Origin of the sequence: Bombella apis (assembly GCF_018221685.1) — a bacterium.
Classification (GTDB): domain Bacteria; phylum Pseudomonadota; class Alphaproteobacteria; order Acetobacterales; family Acetobacteraceae; genus Bombella; species Bombella apis.
The window spans coordinates 343,516-370,051 of sequence record NZ_JAGJTM010000005.1; the positions used below are offsets into that span (position 1 = coordinate 343,516).

Annotated in this window: 24 protein-coding genes and 2 tRNA genes; 9 read left to right on the forward strand and 17 right to left on the reverse strand. The window is 60.8% G+C overall.

The window, feature by feature from the left end; genetic code table 11:
• Positions 1 to 55: 55 nt before the first annotated feature.
• The 5 genes from J8Z04_RS08705 (at position 56) to J8Z04_RS08725 (ending at position 3,321) form a co-directional block, all read left to right on the forward strand.
• Positions 56 to 1,174, forward strand: a complete 1,119-nt coding sequence (locus tag J8Z04_RS08705; protein ID WP_232086368.1) for an extracellular solute-binding protein — start codon at positions 56 to 58, stop codon at positions 1,172 to 1,174.
• The gene (locus J8Z04_RS08710; RefSeq protein ID WP_043558037.1) at positions 1,171 to 1,665 is read left to right on the forward strand and encodes a YcgN family cysteine cluster protein; all 495 of its coding nucleotides are present in this window, start codon (positions 1,171 to 1,173) and stop codon (positions 1,663 to 1,665) included. Before J8Z04_RS08705 ends, J8Z04_RS08710 begins: the two co-directional genes overlap by 4 nt.
• Positions 1,666 to 1,672: 7 nt before the next feature.
• Entirely contained in the window at positions 1,673 to 2,344 is a 672-nt protein-coding gene (locus tag J8Z04_RS08715) for a M48 family metallopeptidase (protein ID WP_166651578.1), read from the forward strand.
• 16 nt (positions 2,345 to 2,360) lie between these two features.
• Positions 2,361 to 2,447: transfer RNA gene (locus tag J8Z04_RS08720), tRNA-Leu, on the forward strand.
• A gap of 118 nt (positions 2,448 to 2,565) precedes the next feature.
• A complete protein-coding gene (locus tag J8Z04_RS08725) occupies positions 2,566 to 3,321 on the forward strand; it encodes a tetratricopeptide repeat protein (protein ID WP_043558452.1) in 756 nt (251 codons plus the stop codon).
• A gap of 24 nt (positions 3,322 to 3,345) precedes the next feature.
• On the opposite strand, the gene J8Z04_RS08730 is transcribed toward J8Z04_RS08725, so the two are convergent.
• From J8Z04_RS08730 to rplM, 3 genes are all read right to left on the reverse strand, one after another.
• A complete protein-coding gene (locus J8Z04_RS08730) occupies positions 3,346 to 4,431 on the reverse strand; it encodes a branched-chain amino acid aminotransferase (RefSeq protein WP_043558032.1) in 1,086 nt (361 codons plus the stop codon).
• Between the two features lie 215 nt (positions 4,432 to 4,646).
• The gene (gene rpsI, locus J8Z04_RS08735; protein ID WP_043558030.1) at positions 4,647 to 5,150 is read right to left on the reverse strand and encodes a 30S ribosomal protein S9; all 504 of its coding nucleotides are present in this window, start codon (positions 5,148 to 5,150) and stop codon (positions 4,647 to 4,649) included.
• Positions 5,151 to 5,161: 11 nt separating this feature from the next.
• Positions 5,162 to 5,632, reverse strand: a complete 471-nt coding sequence (gene rplM / locus J8Z04_RS08740; protein ID WP_043558027.1) for a 50S ribosomal protein L13 — start codon at positions 5,630 to 5,632, stop codon at positions 5,162 to 5,164.
• Between the two features lie 355 nt (positions 5,633 to 5,987).
• Between rplM and J8Z04_RS08745 the strand changes: the two genes are divergently transcribed.
• Entirely contained in the window at positions 5,988 to 7,643 is a 1,656-nt protein-coding gene (locus tag J8Z04_RS08745) for a hypothetical protein (RefSeq protein ID WP_043558025.1), read from the forward strand.
• A gap of 53 nt (positions 7,644 to 7,696) precedes the next feature.
• Here the strand turns inward: J8Z04_RS08745 and J8Z04_RS08750 are convergent.
• A tRNA-His gene (locus J8Z04_RS08750) sits at positions 7,697 to 7,772 on the reverse strand.
• A 274-nt stretch (positions 7,773 to 8,046) separates the two neighbouring features.
• Here J8Z04_RS08750 and J8Z04_RS08755 point away from each other — a divergent pair.
• Complete coding sequence (locus tag J8Z04_RS08755) at positions 8,047 to 9,501, forward strand: SulP family inorganic anion transporter (protein WP_043558022.1); 1,455 nt, start codon at positions 8,047 to 8,049, stop codon at positions 9,499 to 9,501.
• 69 nt (positions 9,502 to 9,570) lie between these two features.
• Here the strand turns inward: J8Z04_RS08755 and hflX are convergent, their stop codons facing one another.
• The 7 genes from hflX to J8Z04_RS08790 all read right to left on the reverse strand — a co-directional run bounded on the left by hflX (position 9,571) and on the right by J8Z04_RS08790 (position 17,210).
• Positions 9,571 to 10,893, reverse strand: a complete 1,323-nt coding sequence (hflX, locus tag J8Z04_RS08760) for a GTPase HflX (RefSeq protein ID WP_192848384.1) — start codon at positions 10,891 to 10,893, stop codon at positions 9,571 to 9,573.
• A gap of 107 nt (positions 10,894 to 11,000) precedes the next feature.
• Positions 11,001 to 11,228, reverse strand: coding sequence for an RNA chaperone Hfq (gene hfq, locus J8Z04_RS08765; protein WP_081563414.1), 228 nt, complete (start codon positions 11,226 to 11,228; stop codon positions 11,001 to 11,003).
• 11 nt (positions 11,229 to 11,239) lie between these two features.
• Positions 11,240 to 12,667 (reverse strand): nitrogen assimilation response regulator NtrX, encoded by a 1,428-nt coding sequence (ntrX, locus tag J8Z04_RS08770; RefSeq protein ID WP_192848383.1) that lies wholly within the window; start codon positions 12,665 to 12,667, stop codon positions 11,240 to 11,242.
• A gap of 9 nt (positions 12,668 to 12,676) precedes the next feature.
• On the reverse strand, positions 12,677 to 15,034 hold the full coding sequence (locus J8Z04_RS08775; RefSeq protein WP_232086377.1) for a sensor histidine kinase NtrY-like: 2,358 nt from the start codon (positions 15,032 to 15,034) through the stop codon (positions 12,677 to 12,679).
• A gap of 17 nt (positions 15,035 to 15,051) precedes the next feature.
• A complete protein-coding gene (locus J8Z04_RS08780; protein ID WP_192848382.1) occupies positions 15,052 to 15,792 on the reverse strand; it encodes a helix-turn-helix domain-containing protein in 741 nt (246 codons plus the stop codon).
• Positions 15,792 to 16,841: a tRNA dihydrouridine synthase DusB gene (dusB, locus tag J8Z04_RS08785; protein ID WP_192848381.1), complete on the reverse strand. Its 1,050-nt coding sequence runs from the start codon at positions 16,839 to 16,841 to the stop codon at positions 15,792 to 15,794. Before dusB ends, J8Z04_RS08780 begins: the two co-directional genes overlap by 1 nt.
• Positions 16,842 to 16,928: 87 nt before the next feature.
• Positions 16,929 to 17,210 (reverse strand): hypothetical protein, encoded by a 282-nt coding sequence (locus J8Z04_RS08790; RefSeq protein WP_043558447.1) that lies wholly within the window; start codon positions 17,208 to 17,210, stop codon positions 16,929 to 16,931.
• A 139-nt stretch (positions 17,211 to 17,349) separates the two neighbouring features.
• Between J8Z04_RS08790 and J8Z04_RS08795 the strand changes: the two genes are divergently transcribed.
• Positions 17,350 to 18,408: a quinone-dependent dihydroorotate dehydrogenase gene (locus tag J8Z04_RS08795; RefSeq protein WP_192848380.1), complete on the forward strand. Its 1,059-nt coding sequence runs from the start codon at positions 17,350 to 17,352 to the stop codon at positions 18,406 to 18,408.
• Positions 18,409 to 18,438: 30 nt separating this feature from the next.
• A complete protein-coding gene (locus J8Z04_RS08800; RefSeq protein WP_192848379.1) occupies positions 18,439 to 19,965 on the forward strand; it encodes a glycosyltransferase family 2 protein in 1,527 nt (508 codons plus the stop codon).
• A 98-nt stretch (positions 19,966 to 20,063) separates the two neighbouring features.
• Here J8Z04_RS08800 and J8Z04_RS08805 read toward each other — a convergent pair whose 3' ends face one another.
• The 6 genes from J8Z04_RS08805 to J8Z04_RS08825 all read right to left on the reverse strand — a co-directional run bounded on the left by J8Z04_RS08805 (position 20,064) and on the right by J8Z04_RS08825 (position 26,519).
• Positions 20,064 to 21,494, reverse strand: coding sequence for a sugar porter family MFS transporter (locus J8Z04_RS08805; RefSeq protein WP_192848378.1), 1,431 nt, complete (start codon positions 21,492 to 21,494; stop codon positions 20,064 to 20,066).
• Positions 21,495 to 21,609: 115 nt separating this feature from the next.
• Positions 21,610 to 23,010 carry a sugar porter family MFS transporter gene (locus tag J8Z04_RS08810; RefSeq protein WP_052348889.1) on the reverse strand — a complete coding sequence of 467 codons (1,401 nt, stop codon included), beginning with the start codon at positions 23,008 to 23,010 and terminating at the stop codon, positions 21,610 to 21,612.
• 191 nt (positions 23,011 to 23,201) lie between these two features.
• Positions 23,202 to 23,447, reverse strand: a complete 246-nt coding sequence (locus J8Z04_RS09465; RefSeq protein WP_338123651.1) for a hypothetical protein — start codon at positions 23,445 to 23,447, stop codon at positions 23,202 to 23,204.
• Positions 23,419 to 23,781 (reverse strand): Fur family transcriptional regulator, encoded by a 363-nt coding sequence (locus J8Z04_RS09470; protein ID WP_338123652.1) that lies wholly within the window; start codon positions 23,779 to 23,781, stop codon positions 23,419 to 23,421. Before J8Z04_RS09470 ends, J8Z04_RS09465 begins: the two co-directional genes overlap by 29 nt.
• Positions 23,742 to 24,674 carry an RNase adapter RapZ gene (gene rapZ, locus J8Z04_RS08820; protein WP_408610223.1) on the reverse strand — a complete coding sequence of 311 codons (933 nt, stop codon included), beginning with the start codon at positions 24,672 to 24,674 and terminating at the stop codon, positions 23,742 to 23,744. The genes J8Z04_RS09470 and rapZ overlap by 40 nt, the downstream gene beginning before the upstream one ends.
• A gap of 96 nt (positions 24,675 to 24,770) precedes the next feature.
• Positions 24,771 to 26,519 (reverse strand): sensor histidine kinase, encoded by a 1,749-nt coding sequence (locus tag J8Z04_RS08825; protein ID WP_192848376.1) that lies wholly within the window; start codon positions 26,517 to 26,519, stop codon positions 24,771 to 24,773.
• Positions 26,520 to 26,536 lie beyond the last annotated feature (17 nt).

The window sequence follows — 26,536 nt, forward strand, 5'->3', positions numbered from 1 at the left end:
TATCCTGTCCATTGAATCCCACCGCCACCTCAAGTCCGTACGGTGCCGCTACGTCATGAAAACAGTCCGCCCCCGGAGCTACCAGAAACACCCCTCACTGCCCCACACGGGGCACCGTCTGTTCCGTTCCATCATGCGGGCGGTTTGTCCTGTCAGGCAGTTCCTGGACAAAATTCATCCATCCATCGGGCGTTTGCCTGCACTCTGTCTGGCCCTCACAGCCATGGCTGGCGCAGCCCCTGTCTCCGCCATGGCGGATGCGGCCAGCACACAGACCGACCCTGCCCCACAGGACAGGACCTATTACTGGGCCATTCCAGAGCATGATCTCATCGGCCCGATACTGCGTGATTCCACCTCCATGAATCTTGCTTTCCTGAGCCGTGAAGGACGTGGACTGGACGAAATAGAACAGCAGGCCCTTGCCTATCCACAGACCGTACAGGCCATCATGCTGGACAGCACGGAATCGGCCATCGCCTGTGCACGAGCCTGGTTGCAGCCCCTCCATGCCCTGGGCCGTTGTGGTCGGTCGGCCGGTTTTTTCCGCAATGTTCTCTTCTGGGATACATCCCGCATCACCACCCCACCACATTGGCCAACATTGTGGGATGTTGCCCGCTATCCCGGACAGCGAGCCTTCTTCCAGGGCCCCCGCATGACGCTGGAGATTGCCCTGCTGGCTGATGGCGTCCCCCCCAACCAGGTCTACGCCCAGCTCTCCACCCCGGCAGGGATCGACCGGGCCTTCCACAAGCTCAACCAGCTGCGGCCCTATATAATCTGGTGGCGCTCTCCCTCCGAGGCCTACCATATCCTCCAGAAACAGGCCGTGCTGATGGGAATCACCCCCGGCGCCATCATTCTCTCTCCCAAGGCAAGAAACACACTGGTGCGACCTTATCAGGCAGAGATGGGCAACGTTCTGTACAGTCCCGCCATGTGGGCAATTCCGGCGACACTGCCCACTGAGCAGGCCAACGAAATCCGCACCCTCCTGCTGAAGAACCCTCCACACCTGCCCTATCCTCCTTCCCCCATTCCTGCCGAATCACTTGAAATCAGCGACGGTTTCTGGGCAACACATGAGCTGCTGCTGAGTGAGCGCTTTAACGCATGGCTCACCCACACTCCTCTTTCCAGGCCCCTGACGACAGAACAGACCACACGATGACAGATCACCTTCCCTTCTGGCGGACCACTTCCCTTCAGGACATGACAGCCAGCCAATGGGAATCTCTCTGTGACGGCTGTGGCCGCTGTTGCCTGAACAAGCTGCGGGACGAAGACACCGATGAGATCATCTGGACGGACGTTTCCTGCCGTCTCCTTGATACCCAGACATGCCGCTGCACCGACTATGAGCGACGCCAGAAAAAAATTCCGGACTGCATCTCCCTGACCCCGGCCCTGCTGGACGACATCGACTGGCTGCCCCCGAGCTGCGCCTATCGCCTCCTGCGGGACGGGTTCGACCTGCCGGAATGGCATCCCCTTCGCAGTGGAACGGACGACACCGTGCTGAAGGCCGGCGCCTCGGCCAGTGGCCGCTGCATCAGCGAACGCCGGGCCGGCCTGCTGGAAAACCACATCGCCGACTGGCCCGGTACCTGGCCGGAGGGCGCCCCACCCTGCGTTGCGCTCCGTCAGAATGGTAACAGCTGACACTCCCGTGCTTCTTCCACCCGTTCTCTGGCGTATGTCCTCCCGGGCCCGGCGGATCATTCTCCGTCTGGACCTCCGCCGACGGGCCATTGTCATCACCCTCCCTGCTGGAGCCACCCGCCAACAGGGGCTGCGCTTCCTCCAGAGCCAGTCACAATGGCTGGCACAGGCCATGGCAGACCTCCCTCCTCCGGCAGTCGATCAGGGCCAGATATGGCTGGAGGGGCAGGCCATTCCCATCCTCCCCACCATAATACTGGATGGCCGTACACGCCTGACAGACAAAGGGCTGCATGTGGGCCACCCTCCCGAAGAACATGCCCGCCATCTGCTCTCCTTTCTGAAGCGCCGTGCCGAAAGCCTGTTCCCGCCCCTCTTCCGGCAACAGAGCCTCCGTATGGAGGCCTCACCAGCAAAATTCAGCCTGCGGGATGTCAAAAGCCGCTGGGGCAGCTGCACAAGGCAAGGGCGCATCATGCTCAGCTGGCGGCTCATCATGGCTCCGCCGGACATCTACACCTACGTGATGGTGCATGAGCTCGCCCATCTGCGCCATTTCAACCATGGGCCGGCCTTCTGGGCGCTTGTGGACCAATACGCCCCGGGCGGACAGCCGGGGCGCAAAAAAGCTGAAAAATGGCTTTCACAGAATGGTGCTCATCTGCTGGCCATGATATAAAACGCCCGCTTCCTCTGCGCGCTTGGCGGAATGGTAGACGCACGAGACTTAAAATCTCGAGTTCGGTCAGAACGTGCGGGTTCAAGTCCCGCAGCGCGCACCAGAGGCGCCTTTTCTGCCCGGTACCATTGCCTTTCCATGCAGCCCGGCTCTATCTTCCTGCAAAAGATTATCAGTTTGATCCCAAGGCTTGGCACCCGTCCAGCAAAGTAAGGAACGCCATGGTGTTCGCCCGATTCCGTCGCTTTTTCAGCCGTTCTTCCGCCCATCCGCAAGAGCCCGACCTGCCGGACAATCTTGCAGAAATCTACCAGAAGGCACGGAACGGCCATGTACTGGAGCAGGTTCTCTGGGGGAAAGCCCTGCTGGACAGCGAGTATGTCCCCCGGGATGTGGACAAAGCACGGGAGTGGTTCACCATTGCGGCTTCTGCCAGTTATGGCCCGGCCCACAACATGCTGGGCCGCTGTTCACAGTTCGGCTGGGGGTGCCCGCTGGATCTGACAGAAGCTGTCCGCCATTACAGCCGGGCTGCGCAGCTGGATGACCTGTGGGGCATCTACAATCTCGGCATCTGCCACATGCGGGGCCTGGGAGTGCAGGCAGACCGGCGAACCGCCTTCCTTCTCTTCCGTCGGGCAGCTCTGCGAGGCCATGCGAAGTCCATGAACCTGCTGGCCCGTTTCATTGAGGAGGGATGGGAGACCCCCGCCAATCCCCTTGCCGCTCTGGAATGGTATCAGCGCTCTGCTGACGGAGGCGATTACCGGGGGCAGCATAATTATGCTACCGCCTTGATGGGTATGGGGCAGCCGGAAGATGCTCTGCGCTACTGGCGCATGGCCGTAAAGGACGCCACGCCAGATATTCTTCAGGCCATGCAGCGGGAACTGGAAAGGCCCGGAGCCCCACAGGACCCGGACCTCATGGAAACACTCAGGCAGCGGCTGAAAACAGTCCTGCCGGGCGATGACTGACAACACCCGGCCTGCGCTCTTCCCTCACAGGGAAACGGTATGAACCCAGCCGAACGGGTCCGCTTCCTCACCACGCTGGAGGGCGCACAGGGCGTTGCGCAGCTTCATGGTGACCGGACCAGCCGTTTTTCCATCACCAAACGCCACGGAGCCAGCATCCCGGCGGAATTCACCAATCGGTGAAATGACTGCCGCCGTGCCGCAGGCAAAGGCCTCCGTGATCTCACCAGCAGCGGCAGCCCTGAAGACATCATCTATGGCCAGAGGCTCCTCAACCATGGTCAGGCCCATCCTGCGGCCCAGCTTGAGGATGCTGTCCCTCGTGATGCCTCGCAGAATCGTCCCACCAAGCGGTGGTGTGACCACACTGCCATCCTTGCGGACGAACATGACGTTCATGCCGCCCATTTCATCAATGAAGCGACGTTCCTTCGCATCAAGGAACAGCACCTGGCTACAGCCATGGTCCGCCGCCTCCTGCTGGGGCAGCAGACTGGCTGCGTAATTGCCCCCACATTTGGCCTCACCCGTGCCACCGGGAGCCGCCCGTGTATACTGCTCCGACACCCAGACCGGGATGCTGCCATTACCACTGAAATACCCCCCTACAGGGCTGGCCAGCACGACGAACAGATATTCATTGGCCCGTTTCACGCCAAGAAACACTTCATTGGAGATCATGAACGGCCGCAGATAGAGGCTCTGCTCCGGATTGGTGGGCACCCAGTCATGATCCACCTTCAGCAGGGCCTTGATGGACCCGAGGAAGAGCTCCTCCGGCAGCTCGGCCATGGAAAGGCGGCGGGCTGACGCCGCAAACCGGGCAGCATTGGCCTCCGGCCGGAACAGCGTAACAGCCCCCCCCTTGCCACGATAGGCTTTCAGCCCCTCGAAAATCTCCTGCCCATAATGCAGGACGGTCGATGCCGGGTCGATCTGCAAAGGCTGACGAGGAATAATTCTGGCGTCATGCCAGCCCTTTTCATCCGTATAACGGATGACGGCCATATGGTCCGTAAAGACACGCCCGAACTTTGGGTCCACCATCAGGGCCTGCCGCTGCTCGGCTGATGTAGGGGTCTCTGTCCGTTCAATGCTGAACTCTGCCATGATGCTTCCTGCCTTCCCGGTCGGTTCAAAGATGTCACATTTCGGAATTTATGTGCTGTTCCGTCAAGAGACTAATATATGGAATACTATGTCTTTCAAGACCATATTTTTGAAACTTTATTTCATGAATGCCAGACATGCACCATAAAAAAAACCCCCACCCGGCAGGGTGAGGGTTTTTCCGGCGCAGGCCAGTTTTCCGTATGGCTGAAAGATCAGCGCTTGGAGAACTGGAAGGAACGGCGGGCCTTGGCCTTACCGTACTTCTTACGCTCGACGACACGGCTGTCACGCGTCAGGAAGCCAGCCATCTTCAGCACACCACGCAGCTCCGGCTCGTAGTGGGTCAGGGCACGGGAGATACCGTGACGGACCGCACCAGCCTGACCGGAAAGACCACCGCCAGTGACCGTGCAATACACGTCAAACTGGTTGTAGCGATCTGTCAGCAGGAAGGGCTGGGTGATCAGCATGCGCAGCACGGGGCGTGCGAAATAGTTCGTGACCGGGCGGCCGTTGACGGTGATCTCACCCTTGCCAGGCTTGATCCACACACGGGCGACGGCGTCCTTACGGCGGCCCGTTGCGTAGGAACGGCCCTGCGCATCACGCTTGGCTTCATAGACGGGAGCTGCATTGGCAACAGCAGGAGCCGCATTGGCCAGGTCCTGCAAAGTGCCGGTAAGCTCGGCGGCGGGGCGCTCTTGAGTTTCTGACATGATGACAGGCCTTACTGACGTTTCAGGGTATTCTTGCGGTTCAGGGAAGCAACGTCCAGCTTGACGGGCTTCTGACCCTCATGCGGGTGCTCCGTGCCGGCATAGACGTACAGGTGCTTCATCTGGGCGCGCTGGAGCGGACCACGGGTGATCATGCGCTCGACAGCCTTCTCCACGACCTGACCGGGGTTCTTGCCCTCGAGACGCTGAGTGATGGTGCGCTCCTTGATGCCACCCGGATGGCCGGTGTGGTAATGGAAGAGCTTCTGGCCGACCTTGTTGCCTGTCAGGGCGATCTTCTCGGCGTTGATGACGACAACCGCATCACCGCAATCAACATGCGGGGTGTACTGCGGCTTGTGCTTGCCGCGCAGACGGTTGGCAATGATGGTGGCGAGACGGCCCAGAACCAGCCCTTCGGCATCGATCAGGATCCAGTTTCTCGTCACCTCCGCGGGTTTCAGCGAAAGTGTGGTCTTCATGACGTATCATTTCCAGTTTGAGATGCCACGGACAATGCGGCATCAGGAAAAGGACTGCCCCGACGATGCCGGCTCCGTAAGAGGCCAGACACCCTGAAAGCCGGAAACAGATTCAGGATGTGGGCGTTATTGCGGGAGACGGGAAAAAGGTCAAGCCCTTTAATTCTGGACCATTGCGCCACAAGCGGCAGAGAACAGCCATTTTTTATGATGTGGTATTAAAATACCGCAAAATAATCCCTTCTTTCTGCCTCCTTCCGGCAGCAGACAGCTCCATCCCCATTTGCTCATGCCTCTGCCAAAGGGTATTGTGCCGGTTCGCATATCAAGAGTGCCCAAGTGAGGTAAGTGCAGCATGCAACGGTTACGGCTTCCCCTCTGTCTGGCCCTCCTCATCCTGATTCTGGGGGGACTGGGCATCTACCGCGAGGCCGGAATCCGTCTTTCCCACGCACTGGACCGGTTCCGGGCTGCCCTGCCTGCCGGGGCGGACTTTCATTACAGCGAGGTCCGGCCCGCATTCCTGCTTGGCGGGGTGACCCTGTATGATGTGTCGTTCCATTATCAGGCGACAGATTTCCACGCCCGGCGTGTCCGTTTCGGCTACCCCAAGCTGCTTTCCAGCGGAACCCTGAGACTGGCCAGCCTCCTGCTGGATTCACCCAGCTATACCGACCAGACACATCACATCACGGCAGACGAAGCGTCGTTCCATCACCTCCATATCCCCTCCTCGGCAGAAACGCTGCATGAAGGTCATGGCGAAGCGGACAGCATGCGCTCCCTGGCAGCCATCATGTCGTTTGAACCGGAAGACGTGACAGCCCTGCGCTTTGAACAGATGCAGCTGACAAAACTGCGTGTCTCACCATCAGAAAACGCCCCGCCCATTGCGGCTGGCTCCGCAGTTGCACGCCCGTTCACCATAAAAACACTGTCGGCTGACAACCTGATCGTTGAAGGCTACGGGCAGGGACTCCGTGTCCATACACTCATGAACGGCCTGTCCCTCTCCGTTTCCCTCCCCGGCGGCAAAAACAGCCTCTTCCCGCCAGTATTGCAGCAGATCCTCCTGCCCGGGAACACGGACGCCACTCCCGGGGCCAAATCTCCCATGGAACTGAATCTGGCCCTCCAGCATCTGGAAGCCAGAGAAGGTTACATCCAGTGGCTGAAGCGCCCCTTCCAGCATGCAGGCAACCCGGCAGAAACATTCTGGCAGGACCCGGCAGCAACCCTGTGGGAAAAGCCTGGCAAACTGGAAATCAACGGCCTGTCCCTTCTCTTCAGCCGGACAGACCTGCGACGGACCCTCATCCTCACCCATCTGGCAGGTGAGCGGCGGGCCGGAGAGAATGATGATCTCCGCACGGAGGGAGACCTGTCCGGCCTGACGACCCGGCTCTCGCCCCCCCCCTCACTGCTGGCCTCTCCCGTGGCTCTGCCGACGGATTACCACATCATTGCCACCTCCCGGAAAAGGATGGGGGAATGGGACGAGACCCTCCAGCTCCGTACCCTTTTTGGCAAGGACAGCCCCGCCCTGATGTCCGTGGTCTTCAGTCTGCCTGACATCAATCCGTTCCATCTGGGCGATGACAGCGTGTCACGCTTCCTCCAAGCTGGGCAATGCCTGGGGACAGAGCTGACCGTGCAGGGGCTGGACATCTTCTCCTATTACGGCATCCTGACCCACCAGGCTGAAGCCTCCTCCGAAACGGACAAACCAGCCGATGGAACGGGCGCCGCCAAACCCACACTGGAGTCTCCAAAAGGCTCCATGATGGCCGAACAGGGGTATGTCGTTACACCCCGCTTCAATGTTCTGGCCCTCCAGAAACCCATTCTGGCCCCTGTACTGGATTTCCTGCTGGCACCCGAACGGCGGACCCTCACCTTCAAGACCGGGCCGCTCTCTCTGGAGGAACTGGCCCATATCCCGAGCGACAGCAGCGACACGGCCAAATTCGACCGGCTGCATGTACTGAGTGTCACAACGCAGGACCAGTAAAGGCTCAGGAGAGCCTGCCTGCGTCACTCTACATCACCTTTCAGGGGAAATGCTGGGGCGAATGACGGGATTCGAACCCGCGACCACCGGTACCACAAACCGGCGCTCTACCAACTGAGCTACATCCGCCACACAGCGACCTGACATTTATTAAATCCTGCTTCTGCCGTCCAGCCCTCAAAAGCATTTTTGTCATATTTTTTTAGGACGTACCCCCTCCGGGCCGAAAAACCCGCCATCATGGGCCGATATCCGGTACGACATGGCCACAATGCTTCACAGCCTCCCGGCAGCCGCCTATAGTTGCCGCACAATTGGCCGCACCGGGCCGCCAGTACGGTGACCATGGCAGAACCTTGTATCTGCCCCACAGCCTCAACAGAGAGAAGGACCAGCCGCATTCATGGCCAGTGATTCCTACATCCAGCAATGGACCCAAAGACCCGTCAGGGAAATATTGGCAGGCATGGTGGGCACGTTCGCCCTCATTCCTGAAGTCATCGCCTTTTCCTACATTGCTGGCGTGTCACCGGCCGTCTCGCTGTTCGCTTCCTTCGTCATCTCCGTCTCCATCGCCATCTTCGGAGGCAGGCCGGGCATGATCTCCGGGGCCGCCGGGTCTGTTGCCCTGGTGCTGGCACCGCTCGTCCATGCCCATGGCCTCCAGTACATGCTGCTGGCCACCCTGATGGCCGGGGGCCTGCAGGTCATCTTCGGGCTGCTGCGCCTCCACTCCCTGATGCGATTCGTCTCCAGCGAGGTCCGTACCGGCTTCGTCAACGCCCTGGCCATTCTCATCTTTTCCGCACAGGTCCCGCAGATGCTGGGAGTGAGCTGGCAGACCCATCTGCTCATCATCATCGGGCTGGTCATCATCTATCTTCTGCCCCGGCTCTCCAAGGCCATTCCCTCACCGCTCATCTGCATCATCGTACTGACGGCCATCACCATCATCCATCCGATGCCGGTCCGTACCATTGCGGACCTCGGGGCCCTGCCGACAGGCCTGCCGCAGTTCACCCTGCCACAGCTTCCCCTGAATGCTGAAACGCTCACCATCACCTTTCCGTATGCCCTGGCCGTGGCGGCTGTCGGACTGCTGGAATCCCTGATGACTGCCAGTGTGGTGGATGACCTGACGGACACGCATGGCACACCACAGAGAGAATGTACCGGGCTGGGAATCTCCAACATTTTCGTCGGCCTGTTCGGCGGGATTGCCGGATGCGGCATGATCGGCCAGACCGTCGGCAACCTGCGCTATGGCGGGCGTGGGCGGCTCTCCACCTTCACGGCCGGGGCCTTCCTCCTGCTGCTGATGGTCGTGCTGCACCCATGGGTGGCCCGGGTGCCGGTCGCCGCCCTCGTGGCCATCATGATCATGGTATCCGTCAGCACCTTCGCCTGGGGCAGCCTGAAAGACCTCTTCCACCACCCCAAGCTGACCAGCCTCGTGATGCTCGTCACCGTCGGCGTGGTCGTGCTGACCCACAATCTGGCGGCTGGCGTGCTCGTGGGCGTCCTGCTCTCCGGCTTGTTCTTTGCATGGCATACGGCCCGGCTGGTGCAGGTCCGCTCCACGGAAGAACATGACATACTGACCTACCACATACAGGGTCAGATCTTCTTTGCTTCAGCAGACCTGATGGCCGAGGCCATGACCTACACCACCCATGCCCACCGGGTGACGCTGGACCTCTCCCACGCGCGCTTCTGGGACATCACGGCCGTGCAGGCCCTCGAGAAGATTGTCGAGAAATTCCGCAAGCACGGCAAGGAGGTGACCGTCTGCGGGCTGGATCATGCCCAGCATGGCATCCTCACCGAGCAGTCCGACGAAAAGGCTTTCACCATCTGAAGGAGGCCCGACCTCGGCCTCCGGATACGGAAAACCCCGGCAGGATGACCTCGCCGGGGTTTTTCATGATCAGCCCTCCTGTTCCAGCATGAGGGGCAAGGCTGGAAACTGCCGGACAAAACGCTGCTGATCCGCCGGGAACAGACGGACCCGGAGATGCAGTCTCTCCTCATCATCCAGCCGTTCCATCACCTCCCCATGCTCATGAAGCCATGCCAGTGCGGCACCATCCGTGACAGGAATCTGCACCGAAAACTGCTTCATGGACCGTGTCATGAAGGCATCCAGAGCCTCCATGAGGTCCGGCAGCCCTTCCCCCGTCAGAGCGGACACGGCCACGCTGCCCTCACGGCGGGGCACGGCCTCCGTACCGCCCAGAAGATCAGCCTTGTTCAGCACCTCGATCGTCCGTTCCGGCCACGCCTCATCCAGCATCCCGTCGGCTGTCATGTCACCCAGAACGGACAGCACGTCCTCCCGCTGGGAGGCACTGTCCGGATGGGCGACATCACGCACATGCAGGATGATGTCTGCCTCCGCCACCTCTTCCAGCGTCGCCCGGAAGGCGGCGATCAGCTCGGTCGGCAGGTCGCTGATGAATCCCACCGTGTCGGACAGGATGACCCGACGGCCTGAAGGCAGGGTCAGGTTCCGCATGGTCGGGTCCAACGTGGCGAAGAGCTGGTCCTGTGCGTGGACACCCGCCCCGGTGATCCGGTTGAACAGGGTGGACTTTCCCGCATTGGTATACCCCACCAGAGCCACGACCGGGAACGGAACCTTGCGACGGGCATGACGGTGCAGACCACGGGTCCGACGGACCTGCTCCAGCTCCTTCCGCAGCTTGACCAGACGTTCATCCAGCATCCGCCTGTCCGCCTCGATCTGCGTTTCACCCGGGCCACCAAGGAAGCCGAACCCACCACGCTGCCGCTCCAGATGCGTCCAGAGCCGGACAAGGCGGGACCGCTGATATTCCAGATGCGCCAGCTCCACCTGCAACACACCCTCCCGTGTCGCAGCTCTGGCTCCGAAAATATCCAGAATCAGGCCGGTCCGGTCCACCACCTTGCAGCCCATCTCTTTTTCCAGGTTGCGCTGCTGGGCAGGCGAAAGACGGGCATCGACCACCACCACGCCCACGGACTCCGCCTTGACGATCTCTGTCAGCTCCTCCAGCTGCCCCGCACCGAGGAGGGTCGCCGGGCGCTTCGTCCGCAGCGGATAAATGGCCGTATGGACGATCTCCAACCCAATGGAGGCCGCGAGCCCCACCGCCTCCTCCAGCCGGGCTTCTGCGGCTCGGCCTTCAGCGAAGGCCTGCTTCTCCGCAGGGAGAATGACGGCGGCGAGGGTGGGCTTGCGGGCGGTTTCCTTGGGCTGACGTCTCAAATCCGGAACATCCTGTCTTTAAAATCCTGTATCGGCCTTTTTCAGGCCCGCCTCATATGGGAGGGAGCCCTGCCAGACACAAGCACCCCCCGGAAGAGAGGCACCAGTCAGGGCAGGTCCGAAAGAGCCGCCACGGGCATGATGGTGCTGATCGCATGTTTGTAGACGAGCTGCACATGCCCGTCCCGGCGGAGCAGCACACTGCGACCATCAAACCGTGTGATGACCCCCTGAAGCTTGACACCATTGACCAGAAAAACCGTCACCGGTTCTTCCCGCTGCTGCACATGGGCCAGAAACTGCTCCTGCACGTCGCCTGTTCTCTGTTCTGACATGGATTCCTTCATCATTTCCCACCCTGCCCGTCACGTTCGGACGGGGCAGCAGACCGATCTTCCTGTGTTACACCAAGCTGCTTGAGTTTGCGGTGCAGTGCGCTCCGCTCCATGCAGACAAAATTGGCCGTCCGGCTGATATTGCCACCAAAACGCATCAGCTGGACCTGCAGATACTGTGTCTCGAACTGGTCCCGAGCCTCCCGCAAAGGCAGGCTCATCACATCAGCACCAGCTGTCAGGCAGGTCATGGAAGGAGCCCCCTCCCGGACTGCCTCTGGCAGCATGTCTGCCCGTATGATGTGCGGGGTGTCACCATCCCCACCGGGGGCCAGAATGAGCATCCGTTCCATCAGGTTCCGCAGCTCACGCACATTCCCCGGCCATTCGTAAGTCTGGAGACAGGCCAGAGCATCCACGGCAAGTGTCCGGACCGGCAGGCCGGAAGACCGGGCACAACGTTCCAGAAAATGCTGCGCCATGACCGGAATATCTTCTGGTCGCTCCGAAAGAGCCGGAACCTGAAGGGGCACGACGGCCAGCCGATAATACAGGTCCTCCCGGAAACGGCGCCGGACAATTTCAGCCTGAAGGTCCCGGCTGGTGGTCGCCAGCACCCGGACATCCACCTTCACGCTGTGATTGCCACCCAGACGCTCGAACGTATTGACCTGAAGCGCCCGCACGATCTTGCCCTGTGTCTCCAGCGGCATGTCGGCCACTTCATCCAACAGCAGGGTGCCCCGATGGGCACGCTCCAGCAGGCCCGGACGGCCCGGCCTGTCACCGGCTCCCTCAACCCCGAAAAGTTCTTCCTCCAGATGCTCCGGGGCCAAAGCGGCACAGTTCAGCACCACGAAAGGGCCCTCCGCCCTTTTGGATTCAGCGTGGATGAGCCGAGCCACCACCTCCTTGCCCGCACCGGCAGGGCCGGTGATAAGAACACGGGAGTTGGTAGGGGCCACACGGCTGATCTGCCCCCGCAGCGCATTGACGAGCGCACTGTTGCCCATGAGCGTGCTCTGCTCTCCGGCTCTCAGGCGCAGCTCGGCATTTTCCTTGCGCAGCCGGGCTGCCTCCAGCGCCCGACGGACAATGACCAGAAGACGGTCCGACTGGAAGGGCTTCTCCAGAAAATCATAAGCCCCCTGATGCAGGCTGGAGACGGCCGTCTCGATCGTTCCGTGCCCGGAAATCATGATGACAGGCACATCCGGCTGCTCCTCCCGGAACAGACGCAGCAGGGCCATGCCGTCCAGACGAGAGTTCTGGAGCCAGATGTCCAGTATCACCAGCGAGGGCCGATTCTCCCGGAAAACCCGGATGGCCTCATCAGCCTCCGCAGCTCCACAGGTCACGTAGCCATCATCCTCCAGAATCCCGGCAAGCAGGAGGCGGATATCCGGCTCGTCATCAACGATCAGAATTTCATGCTCCATGGGATACCTTCATGCTTTGCTCACGCCCTCTGCTGCAAGCCCCTTGCCCACCAGCGGGAGGATGAGTGCCACCAGGGTGCCAGCCGTTCCCACATCTCCGGTACCGGCAAGCACCCGGCGCTCTTCCTCTGTCAGGGACCGCAGGTGCAGCCGCCCCTTATGGGCCTCCATCGCCCGGTGAACAATGGCCAGCCCCAGCCCGGTCCCCTTCTCCTTGTGGGTCACGTAAGGCTCTGTCAGACGCTGATGCTCCCCAGCGGGCAGCCCCACGCCGTTATCAGCCACACCAATGATTGCCGCTTCATCCTCAAGCGTCAAGCGGAGGACAATCCAGCCCAGCACGGGCTGGTCCACCCCCAGGCGCCGCCCTGTCATCAGGATGGCATCTGCTGCATTCTGTAGCAGGTTGATAAGAGATTGACCAATCAGGCGATGGTCACACCGCACCATGACCGGCCCACCAGCCGGGACATCCAGCCGATACGCTATCTCCGGATGGGCATTCTGCTGGAGGAACAGCGCCTCACGACACAGGCGGACAAGGTCATGCTCGGCCATCTCTGGCTGGGGCATACGGGCAAAGGATGAGAACTCATCCACCATGCGCCCGATATCCCCTACCTGCCGCACGATCGTGCTGATGAGCTGATCGTAGATTTCCGGATCGCTGGTAATCTCCCTGTAAAAACGCCGTCTCAGCCTCTCAGCCGCCAGCTGGATAGGAGTCAGTGGATTCTTGATTTCATGGGCGATGCGACGGGCCACATCGGCCCAGGCGGCCTTGCGCTGGGCTACCTGAAGGAGGGTGATGTCATCAAAGGTGACAACATATCCCCCCCGGCCTTCATGCCCGTTCTGCTCCGCCACGGCAGAGACGAGCAGGGTCCGTCCGGCTCCGGCACCACCCCCGCCTCCTGGCCCACCCGGCGCCCGGGCACTTTCAGTATCGATCTGGATTTCAGCCCCATGCTCCTTCTCGGGATGCTCTTTCACAGCCTGAAGCAGAGTGGCGAATTCGGGCACATGATCGACCAGAGGGCACCCCTTGGCCTGTTCCAGGTCCCGCTGAAGAATGGAGGAGGCAGCCCGATTGGGAAGTTCGACAGTCTGGTCATGGTCCAGCCCGATCACACCGGCAGACACACCAGCAAGAACGGTCTCCGTGAAACGCCGCCGTTCGTCAATCTGGTCATAAGCCTGCATCAGCTCAGAACGCTGGCTGGCCAACTGGCTGGCCATCAGGTTGAAGGCACGGGAGAGGGCCACCAGCTCATCCTCACGAAGGCCACGGCTTTCCACAGGGACCCGTGCCGTCAGATCCCCCCGGGAAATGCGACGGGCTGCCCGGATCAGAAGGCTGAGGGGCCGAGTGATCCTGTTGGCCTGGGACAGGCCGCTGAGCATTCCCACCGCCAGCACCAGCAGACCCATCAGCGCCAGAATCACGATGAGTGTCAGCTGGGTCTTGCCACGATTGTTGAGCATCCGCTGATAATCCTGCACCAGCGTGTCTGTCCGTGTCATATGGTGGAGGATGTCCGGGTCCACTGGCCGGGTAATGACCAGCATGAGACCAGAATTGCCCCCCAGCGAGACAACCCCCCGCACCAGCTGCGCCTCTGGCTGGTCCAGAAGCACGACTTCTCCTGTTCTGGCCATGGCCGCCACAGACCGGGGCGGCAGCTCCTTTTCCGGGTCCCCCGCCCGGATGGCCATGAGCCCCCCCGTAGCGATGATCCTGTAGGTGATCGGATTGAAAATGATCGCATCATTCAGTCCCCGTTCCGTCACCTCATCTTCCAGCAGGGCCTGAAGGCGTGGCTGGTCGTGGAACAGGTCCGTCCCGTGGGCGAACATCTCGTCATTCTGGACTGTCAGAAGCGTGTTGGCCAGGGCAAAGGCCTCTGTCCTCGTATTCTCATTATGCTCCCGCAGATATCCTGCCGCTACGGAACGGGCCTCGCTCAGGGCCGTGTTGACCCGGTTTGAAAACCAGATCTCCACACCATAATGGAAGAACAGGGCCGAAAGGGCACCGACCATCAGTGTAGGCGCCACGGCCACCACGCCAAACAGCATGACAAGCTGGCTGTGCAGCCGGGCCCCGGCCTGCCCCATGCGCCGTGCGGCCAGCATCCGGCCGATCTGCCGTACCCCGGCAGCACCGATGAGCATGAGCGTGATGAAATCCAGCAGGAAAAGCAGGGCCTGCGCCCGTGGTACCCGGGCCAGTGAAACACCACCCGCAAGGACGATGAATGTCACGAACGTGAGGACCAGCGCCACGACCGTCAGCACCACCACGCCATCAGGGCTGGTCAGACGCCCGAGAGAGGCCCGCATCCTGCTGGCAAGACGTCTGATCATCACGGTATCTTTCCTGCTCAACGGTCCCCCGGCTTCGCTCCGGGCCGGGGGACAACGATATGAAGTTCCCTGATGCGCTTGCGCAGGGTGTTGCGGTTCAACCCCAGCAGAGCAGCGGCACGGAGCTGATTCCCACCCGTATGCTGGAGGGCCATGGTGATGAGGGGACGTTCCACTGCTCCCACCACGCTGCCATGCAGGTTGCAGCTGCCCGCCTCCAGCCCTGCCCGTACATAACTGCGCATGACCGGCTCGAACATCGCTGCCAGCCCCCCGCTCCGGTCACCGGAAAGAGCCCGCACGGCCCGCAGACGTTCCGGCCCGAGGCACTGCTCCATCGGCAGGGAAGCCAGCCAGTGCCGCAGGCCATCCTCCAGCCCTCCGTGACGCAACAGGGTCGCCTGGTCATGCCGGCTGGCCACCACGATACGCACGGCCTCCTCCCGCCGTGCCGGCGGCCTGTGGGCCAGAACAGCCGCAAAACGCTTCTGGAGTGTCGGGCACAGGCAATCCAGCTCATCCAGAAGAAGCGTGCCGCCACGGGCCTGCTCCAGCCAGCCATTGCCTGCCGTACCAAACAGCCGCTCCTCCCGCAGGGCACGGGGAACAGCCGTCAGCCCCGCAACAACAAAAACTCCGCCTGCACAGGAACTGTGGGCGTGAATCCTCTGGGCCACGTCCAGACGCTCCTGCGAGCTGGCACCATGCAGGAACAACGGGCGCAGCGCACGGACTGCCCGGGCCGTCGGCTCACCCATCACGCCACATGCCGGGCAAGAGCCCCTTCCCGATCACGCACGATGCCAGCCGCGATGGCGTCATCATAGAACCGCTCCAGCAGAGCAATGACAGCAGGAGCGGAATCCAGCCGGTTCACCTCCGCCCGGAATGCCGCCGACCCCGGAAGACCGGCGGAATACCAGGAGACATGCTTGCGGGCGAGGCGCAGGCCCGGTCGCTCCCCAAAATGGTCCATCATCATGTGATAATGTTTCAGGACAATCTCTTTCTCCGTTGCGAGATCGGGGTCTGGCACGTCCACGCCGCTCCGCAGGGACTGGGTCAGCTGGGCGAGGAACCAGGGCCGCCCATAGCAGCCCCGCCCCACCATGACGCCGTCCGCCCCCGAATCCGCCAGGGCCTGACGGGCCGAGGCCATGCTCACGATGTCACCATTGACGATCACCGGAAGCCTCACCGCCTCCTTGACCCTGCGGACAAACTTCCAGTCCGCCCGGCCATTGTAGAACATCTGGCGGGTCCGCCCGTGCACCGTGATCATGCGGATGCCGACATCCTCGGCAATACGGGCCAGGGCAGGAGCATTGAGATGCTCATGGTCCCACCCCATCCGCATCTTCAGCGTCACGGGGACATCCACCGCCTTCACTGTCGCCTCCAGCAGGCGGGCGGCGAGAGCTTCATCCCGCATGAGGGACGATCCGGCCATCTGGCCGATGGCCACCTTCTTGACCGGACAGCCGAAATTGATGTCCACGACATCCGCACCACCCGCCACGGCGATCTTTGCTGCCTCTCCCATGGCCTGCGGGTCACACCCCGCCAACTGTACGGCATTGACACCACCAGCCCCGGCGCTGCGGGCCATGCTCAGGGTCCGCTCATTCTCCCGTACCATCGCCCATGAAGCGATCATCTCCGAAATGACAAGCCCCGCTCCCAGCTCTCTGGTCAGCCTGCGAAACGGCAGGTCCGTGACGCCGGACATGGGAGCGAGGATGACGGGGTCATCAATCACGCAGCCCGTCCCCAGAGTGATGGGCGGCAGAGGAATCGGCATTGGCATGGATACGGGATACCTGTCAGGTTTTCGTGGAGCAGACCGGGGCGGGATTTTACAGTTACGGCCTTCAAAGCGCAAATGGCGGCTGCCTTACCCCTGCCTGCGCCGCCGGGCCCGCCTCATGGAAAGAATCTCCCGGTCATGACGCTGTTCCCCAGCCGGCGTGACCTCAAAACGTCCGTCATCCCTCTGCCGGGCCAGCCCCATGCCAGCCAGCCGCAGCAGGCAGGACCGGTCCTTGAGAGGGGCCCGGAAATCGGGCATCCGCCCTTCCGGCGGGGGGCCGACCGGGCGGCCCGTTTCACCGCTCAGCACAAGCCGGTGCAGGGCCGAACGGCAGCAGGTTTCCAGGTACAGGTCATCCCAGCTCATGGCTCCGGCTCCCGTTTCATCGACATGGCGCAACTCCCTCTCTGCAAAGCCACACAACAGTCATCAATACCGCAAATTGTCTTGACAAGAACGACCATGCGTTCTGAAAGGTTCTTAACTGTCAGTAAGGGAAGAGTGAATGCTCGATATCGGAAAAACAGCCACGTGGCTTCTGCGCCGTCTCAACCCTGAAACTGCACATGAGCTTGCCATCCACAGCATTGCCCACGGCCTCACCGGTCGCGGCAAACCCGATCATTCGGCCCTCCGGACGGAAGCTCTGGGGCTTTCCTTCCCCAACCCGATCGGCCTTGCAGCAGGGTTCGACAAGAATGCCCGGGCCGTGCGGGGGCTGGCCAGACTCGGCTTCGGCTTTGTGGAGACCGGCACGGTCACACCCCGGCCCCAGCCGGGCAATCCCCGGCCCCGCCTGTTCCGTCTGGTCGATGACCACGCCATCATCAACCGCATGGGCTTCAACAGCTGTGGGATTGACCGGTTCTGCCAGAACCTGACACCCCTTTTCCGCCCGGACGGGAATGGCACCGTAAAAGCCGCCGGTGTTCCGCTGGGAATCAATCTGGGCATCAACAAGACAGGGGCAGACCCGCTTGTGGACTACCCCGCCCTGGTAGGCCGGACGAAATCCTACGCCGATTATATCACCATCAACCTCTCCTCCCCCAACACCCCCGGCCTGCGGGACCTTCAGGCTACCGACATGCTGGCCCGCCTGCTGGATGCCATACAGACCGCCCATCCCGACCGCCCCCCTTTGCTGGTGAAGCTTGCCCCTGATCTTGAAAATGACGCCTATGGCCCCATCCTCCAGACGGCACTGGACGGTGGCGCTGATGGTCTCATTCTCACCAACACCACGCTGGCCCGTCCCGCCAGCCTGACGGACCCTCACCGTGAGGAGGCCGGAGGCCTCTCCGGTGCGCCACTGGCCGAACGGGCCCGCCATGTGCTCCAGCTCGTGAGCGACCTGAACAATGGCCGCCTCTGCCTCGTTTCTTCCGGCGGCATCGAAACCGGAAAAGACATTCTCGAGCGTCTGAAAATGGGGGCGGACCTCGTACAGGTCTACACGGCCTTCATCTACGAAGGGCCCGCCGTCCTCACCCGGCTGAAGCAGGAGCTGCTGCACGAGATGAGCCGCTCCGGCATCCGCACCCTCGCCTCTCTCCGGCGCTGAATCACCGTAACGCAGGGGCCACGTAGCACCATGAAGACTGCTCTGGTCGGCATCGTCAAAAACGAAGCACACGACATACTGTACTGGCTGGCCTGGCATGCCCTCCTCGGTGTGGACAGTTTCATCCTGTTTGATGATGATTCAGATGATGGCACGAGGGATCTCGTCACGGCCGCCAGCCTGCACTGGGATGTGCGCCTTTTCCATATCCGTGAGCACAGCCTTGACCTGTCCAGCCAGGACCATGCAGAGCGCCAGAGACAGGTCTATCTCGATGCCCTGTCGGCCATTGCCATGGATGAACAGTCTTACGACTGGGTGGGTTTTCTGGATACGGACGAATATGTCAGGCTGTACGCCCACGAAACCCTGCCGGAATTTCTGGAATCATTGCCTGCCGATGCCGGTGCAGTAGCCCTGCACTGGCAGGTTTATGGCCATGACAACCACATCACGACACCCAGCCTGCCGCCTTTCCACAGTTTCAGCCGCCACAGCACGGCGGGAGAGGCCATCAACCGGCATGTAAAGAGCTTCATCCGCCCTCATTGCTGGAAGAAAGGCAAATGGGTCAATGTCCATTATTTTGCGCTGGCTGAAGGGCGTTATGTCACCTCATCCGGTGCGCCTGTTGCCTGGTCTGCCGTACCCGGCATTACGGTGGGGTATCCTGACTGGGCTGTTGCCAGCCTGATGCATTTCCAGCGGCGCAGTCTGGAACAGTTCGTCAAACGGGTCCTCAACCGCAAAGACCTCCAGCTCACCCTTTCAGACCACCAGCTGGCCCAATGGAACGACATTGAAGACACGGTCCCCCGTGAAAAGACGTCGGACGTTCTGCGCTGGGTCAGGCCGGTCATCACGGCAGGGGCCATGACCGCGCTGGAAGAGATGCGGCGTCAGCACCCTCCCATCCCCGGCCTGACTCCCCCCTCAACCCGGCAGAATCCGGCTGGCTTCCGGGTCTTTTCCCTGCATCCGAAGGATGCCCGCCATCCCGGTCTCGTCAATGATCTGCTCCAGGACCTTGGCAGTGCCGAGCAGCAGGGGGGTGAGTTCCAGCTTTTCCTGATCCAGAGCCTGATCCATCCCGAAGCCGCCTTTCTGTTCGGCCTGGATGAAAAGGACAGGATACGGGACTTCTTCATCCTGCATGATGGCCGCCTCACCGGCCTGCCCCGCTACGACATCCTGCCTGTCATCGAACAGACAGCCATTGCCCTGAGGCAGCATGGGGGCCAGAAACGTTTTCTCTGCTCTCCTCCCACGGAACCAATGGCGCCTGACAGGCAGGCCGTCAGCCTTTGGGAATGTTTCATCACCATTCCTCAGGAGACCACACCCTCAGGGGCCTCCTGGTTGAGCCTGTCGCCCTTCAACCTGCTGGAGATGGCTCTGGGCGCTCCAACCTTCACGCTGGACACCATTTCCACCCTGACAGCCATCGACCGGGAAACCACCGTATGGCTTCTCCCTCTTCTGGCCCTCCATTTACAGGCGCCACAATACAGGGAACTGCACAGCCATCTGGGCGCCCTGGCCCCCTTCATCCTGTAAGAACAGGGGAGCAGGCCCATTCCCTTCATTGAAAAAGGCTCACCAGAGGACTGGTGAGCCTTTTTTCTCTTCGTGCCAGACAGGCTGACCGCCATGGCTCAGCGCCCAAGTTTGCGCAGCTTCACACCACTCATCAGCCGTTCTTCAATCTTGGCCAGAGACATGCCTTTGGTCTCCGGCACGTACAGATATGTCAGACCAATGAAAATGAAGTTCAGAACGGCCAGAAGCCAGAACGTGCCAGAGGCCCCAAAGGCCTCCATCAGCGGCAGAAAGCTGACACTCACGCCCATATTGGCCAGCCAGTTCATCAGAGTAGAAGCGGACATGCCGAAATTGCGCCCCTGAATGGGCTGGATCTCTGCACACAGCACCCACATGAGCGGCCCCGCCGACATGGCATGACCAGCGCAGAAAACCATCAGCACGAACACGGCGATCATCTGGGAAGCCTGCTCCGCCATACCCTCATGCAACAGGGCTGCAAGAGCCCCCATTGTCAGCGCCATGACGGCAAAACCGACATAAAGAATGGGCTTGCGGCCCCAGCGGTCCACCAGACCAACCGCCACGAACGTGGCCAGCATGTTCACCAGCCCGATGATGGCCGTACACCAGACCTGCGCATGTGTATCAAAATGGGCAGCCTGAAGAATCTTCGGAGCATAAAACATGACGATATTGATGCCCGCCAGCTGCTGCATGGCCTGAAGGCCAATACCCAGCAGCACGGAACGACGGAAATTGCTGTTGCGCTTCAGCAGTGCCCACCCTTCCTGCTTCGTTTCCAGCTGCTGGCGGATGGCCTGAATCTCCTTGGCGGCCTCCAGCGGGTCATCCCGCAGGTCCAGCAGGATTCTCCGCGCCTCCTTGTGGCGGCCTTTCATCACCAGCCAGTGCGGACTGTAAGGCAGGAACAGAACCCCGATAAGAAACAGCGTTGCCGGGAAGGCTGCAAAAGCAAACATGCTCCGCCAGCTGCCACGATAGGAAAAATAGGCATCAGCCAGAAAAGCCACGAATATGCCGATCGTCAGCATAAGCTGGTAGGTGGAGATCATCGCACCACGGGTATCTTCACTGGCAATTTCAGAAAGATAGAGCGGCGCCGTAAAGGCGGACAGCCCGATGGCATAGCCCATCACAACCCGGAAGGAGATCATGGAGACGACAGACCAGCTCAGGAAGCAGCCCAGTGCCCCAATCACGAACACTGCGGCCCCGCAGATCAACGCCCGCTTGCGCCCGACCTTCTGGGCCAGCTTGCTGGCACTCACCGAGCCAAGGGCCGCACCGGCCATCATGGCACTGACAACCCATGAGAGCGCCAGTGTGGAAGGATGAAACTCCCGGGAAAACAGATCCAGCGCACCGGAAACCACGCCGATATCAATACCAGACATCAGCCCCGCAAGGGCCGCAACACCACCAATGACAAGAATCTTGAATTTCGTGGGATCGAAAAATGACGCATCGTCATCATCGCCTGTCCCTGGGGATACAGAACGGGGATCAACTTCATCTACCATGTAAAGGGCGCAACCTCCCTGATGCAGACCAGCCCCACCAGCCAGACACGAAACCGGGCAGAAGAGACGGACTGTCCCTCCTGCCCGGCAGTGCATGAACAGGGCTGATCTTCAATCAACTACCAAGATCACGCAATTTTACACCACTCATGAGGCGCTTCTCAATAGTTTCCAGCGAAACATCCTTTGTTTCTGGAACGAAGAGATAAAGTAACACGACACAGATGGCGTTGAATCCGGCAAACAGCCAGAAAGTATTGGGGCCGCCAATCAGCTCCAGCACACTGAGGAATGTCGTGCCGATAAGAAGGTTGCTCAGCATGTTTGTCCCGGTAGAGATGGAGATGCCAAGGCTGCGCCCTGCGGCAGGCTGGATCTCCGAGCAGATGACCCACATGAGCGGCCCGGCGGACATGGCGAACCCACCCACGAAGATGATGATCATGCCAAGAGCCAGAAGCTGAAGAGCAAGGGTCGTCGTCCCGTACCACAGCAGGAAGGCAAGAATGGCCATGCTGGCTGCCATGCTGGCATACCCGGCATAGAGGATCGGCTTGCGGCCCCAGCGGTCGGAATAACCAACGGCCACAAATGTCATCAGCACGTTCACAAGGCCGATCAGCGCCGTACACCACATCTGGGCCTCAAGGCTGAAATGGGCTGTCTCCAGAATACGCGGGGCGTAGTACATGATGATGTTGATGCCAGCGAACTGCTGCATGACCATCAGCAACATGCCCAGTCCGAGGGAACGGCGGTAGTTGCTGTTGGTCCGCAGCAGCTTCCAGCCCTCTTCCTTGGTCTGCAACTGCTCGCCAATGGCCTTCAGCTCCTGCCGGGCCTGGGACGGCGCATCACGCAGCTTTGTCATCGTCTCCAGAGCCTCTTCCTCACGGCCCTTGAGCATCAGCCAGCGTGGGCTCTGCGGCAGGCAGAGGAAAATCACCAGAAACACGACAGCCGGCACGGCCTCTACCACCATCATGGAGCGCCATGCACCGGAGGGGGCGAACCAGCTGTTGGAGAAGAAGGCCAGGAAAATACCGATCGTCTTGAGCAGCTGGTACAGCGAGACCATGGCACCACGCTGTTCCGTCCGGGCTACCTCGGAAAGATAAAGTGGCGTGCAGAAGTCGGAAAGGCCCATGCCCATGCCCACCAGCACACGGCAGATGATCATCATGGTGATGGACTGGGAAGCCGCACAGCCAGCCGCCCCTATGGAGAAGAAAGCCGCAGCGGTCGTCAGCGTGTATTTGCGGCCCAGACGCTGGGTCAGCTGTCCCCCTGTCAGGGCGCCAATCGTGGCGCCGACAAGCATACCCCCAACAATCCACTCCAGCGCCACGGTGGAGGCATGGAACTCGATACCAAACGGCCTCAGCACACCGGAAATTACCCCGATGTCCATACCGCACATCAGCCCCGCCAAAGAGGCAAGAATGCAGATGAAAAGCACTCTCCGCCTAGCAGCGGGATCCACAGCAGACCGTGGAGATTCAGCTGTCCCGTTCATAACAATCGGACCTTTATTACTGGAGGGAAAACTCCCTGAAGAGAATCTTCCATATCATAAAAAACAATTTAACCTACGCACCATGACTGACCACAGGATCACAGTTCTGAGAGGTCGCATAACTCCCTGATCTACCTGATCTTTCAGAAAGACAAACCATATGTCTGCATGGCAGGAAAACAGGGCAGGCCTTAATTTTCCCTTACCTTCCTTTCTCCGGCGCAACGGGCACAGACTCCCTCAATCTCCACCGTGGCGGCCTCAGCCCGAAACCCCTGCCCCCGGGCAGACTGCAACAGCACCGCCGCCACAACATCCTGCTCCAGCTCCTGCACCTGACCACAGCTCCGACAGATCAGGAACTGGGCCCTATGGGCACCCCACGCACCATGGGACGTGCAATGCTCTTCACAGTCCAGCCGGTGATGACAGCCCACAAAGGCGCTCTATCCGGTGGATCAGCCCCTGCTCCAGCAGAAAATCCAGAGCCCGATAGACGGTCGGCGGCACGGCCCTCGGCTGATAGGCCCGCAAAAGGGAAAGAATATCGTAAGCGCCCAGCGGTCTGGTTTCCGAAAGAACAAGTCCCAGAACCAGGCGGCGGACCGGGGTCAGTTTCTGCCCGTGATGTCGGCACCAGTGAGTGGCCTCTTCCAGCCGGGCCATGACATCCCGGCTGAACGCCGGCCCGCCCGGTTCCTCCATCCTGTCCGGCTTCCCATGCGCCGCCTTCATGCCGTACCATCCAATGGTGGCACGGCCCAGCGGCATGAGGCCAGTCCGTTGCGGGCCAGCTCCCGATGCAACACCATCACCGGGGCCCGAAGCTCCCCGATCATCGGGTCGGCTGCCAGGTCCTGTGCCAACGCCTCCACGACCGTGACGGAACGATGCCGCCCCCCGCTACAGCCAACAGCAATGGTGACGTATTTTTTCCCTTCCTGCGCAAAACGGGGCAACACGGTCTGCACCAGCCCCAATACATGGCTGTAAAAAGGCTGGTAGAACGGATCCGCCTTCACATACTTCGCCACGCTGGCCTCCAGCCCCGTATGGGGCCGCAGCTCCTCATCATAATGCGGATTTCTCAGGAAACGGGCATCCAGCACGATATCTGCCTCCCGCGGCAGACCTGCCGGATAGGCAAAAGACATGAGTGCCACGGACAGCATGGTCCCAACCCCGGCACTGAAACGGGCCTCGATCATCTGGCGCAGGTCCGGCAGGGGCAGGTCACTGGTATCTATCACGAAATCAGCCACGGCCCGCAGCGGTTCCAGCAGTCCGGCCTCCTGCTCCAGCGCAGGGCGCAGGCCACCTTCCCCGGCGAGAGGATGGCGCCGCCTTGTGGCGGTGAACCGGCGCAGCAGGACATCATAATCCGCCGTGGCAAAAACCAGCTGAGCCGAGCAGTCTGGTTCACGACGGGCCAGTGTCAGAAAATCCACGATCCGATGGGCATCAAACCCCCGGCTGCGCACGTCCACCCCGATGGCCAGACGGGACCCTGTCCGGGTAATCAGCGCCTCAAACAGGTCCAGCGGCGGATTGTCCACCACCTCGTAATCAAGGTCTTCCAGCATATGAAGGATGGAGGCCTTCCCGGCGCCGGAAAGACCCGTCACCAGAACAATACCCCGTGAAGACCGGCCCTGCATCCTCATACCCATGACCTGTTTCCCTGCATCACGCTGGCGGAACTGCCAGCGCAGTGGAGCATATCACAGTCTCCAACCCACAAGAAACAGACCCCCGCCTGCCTACTCCGGAACAGGCGGAAGTGCCGCAGCCGTAAAGCGGGGCAAACGGATGACAAAGCGGGCCCCACAGATGCGGCTCTGCTGGGTTTCCGGATCCAGCTCTTCCCGGTTCTCTGCGTGCAGGGTTCCCTCGAAGGCCAGAATGATCTGCCGGCTGATAGCCAGCCCCAGGCCGGAATGCTTCCCGAAATTCTCCCCGGGGGGACGTTCCGAGTAAAAGCGCTCAAATATGCTGTCCAGCTTTGCAGGCGGTATGCCAGGCCCGTCATCCTCCACGGCAATCTCTATGGTCGGGCCACCGGGGTAGATGGTGCCATCTTCGGCCAGCTTCGGCGGCCCCTTCATGACACGGACAGCAAGCCGGATGATACCATCCGGCGGGGAAAAGGACTTCGCATTGCCGATCAGATTATGCAGGACCTGGACAAGCCCATCCCGCCCGACCATCACATTGAGGGGTTCTTCCCCTTCCGGAATGGACAGCACCAGCCTGGCAGCATGCTCCTTGCGGGTGGCCTGGTTCACCTCGACAAACAGCTCCAGCAGCGCCACGACATCAACCACCACACGCCCGCCCCGCTTGAGCTCTCCCTCAACCCGGCTGGCAAAGGAAATGTCCGCTATCAGCCGTTCCAGCCGCTGGACATCCCGCCCAAGGATACCAAGCAGCCGGTCCCGGGCCTGAACATCCGCAATGCGGGGCAGGGTATCCAGAGCCGAGCGGATGGAAGACAGAGGATTCTTCAGCTCATGGCTGACTTCCGATGCAAAACGTTCCACATCATCCATTCTGGCCCACAGGGCCAGTGCACTCTCACGCAGGGTCCGGGCGAGTTCACCAATCTCATCCCGGCGGCTGAGCAGAGCATAGGGCAGACCATCCACCCGCCCCTGCCCGGGCTCACGCATCTCCCGTGACCGCACGACAAGGCGACGCAAGGGCCGGGACAGTGTCATCGCAAAATACCACGACAGCAGGACGGCAGCTCCCATGCTCATCAGCATCATGATGACGATGACCCATCGCACCTTGATGATGGCCCGATCGATATCCGCATTGTGACGGGTCAGCTGAAGGACGCCGACCGTCTCCCCATTCACCACGACAGGCGCCACAACGGTCATGACCAGCTCATGCTGGGAAGTCTGCCGAATATAGGGTGGCAGGTCCTCCCGGGCACTGAGATGGACATCCTCACCCGTATCCTGCCCGAAATTCTGTGATGTCGTCGAATTGTCCAGAGGGACATCCCCCTCTCTGGTCCTGAGAGGAATCAGGGACAGGACCCAGCCATAAATACGGTCAACCACATTGACATTCGGCTGCCAGCGGGTGCCGGATGCCGACAGACCGCCGCCCACGGCGCTTTCTGTCAACAAGGACCCGTTGGGCGCATAAAGCCGAATTTGCGCATTGCGGCTGAAACGGATCATGTCATCCAGAAAAAGGTGGGCCACCTTCGTATCCAGCTCGACCTCCCCGCTTTCAGGATCGACCTTCTGCGCCTGCTGGAGAACAGAGGCATAAATGCGGGCCTGCTCCCGCAGGCTATCCACACTGTCATTCAGCAGCGTGTTGCGTACCTCATTGATGGAAAGAAGCAGCCCCCCCATGAACAGCAGCGGCAGAAAATTGACCAGCAGAAGCCGGCTCGTCAGCGGCGAAACCCAGCGCCGCAGCCGCACGGCACGCAGATACTCCCAGGTGCTCCGCAGGGGGCTTATCAGCTCGTCATGCCCGGTAATCATGACGGAACCCTGCCAGT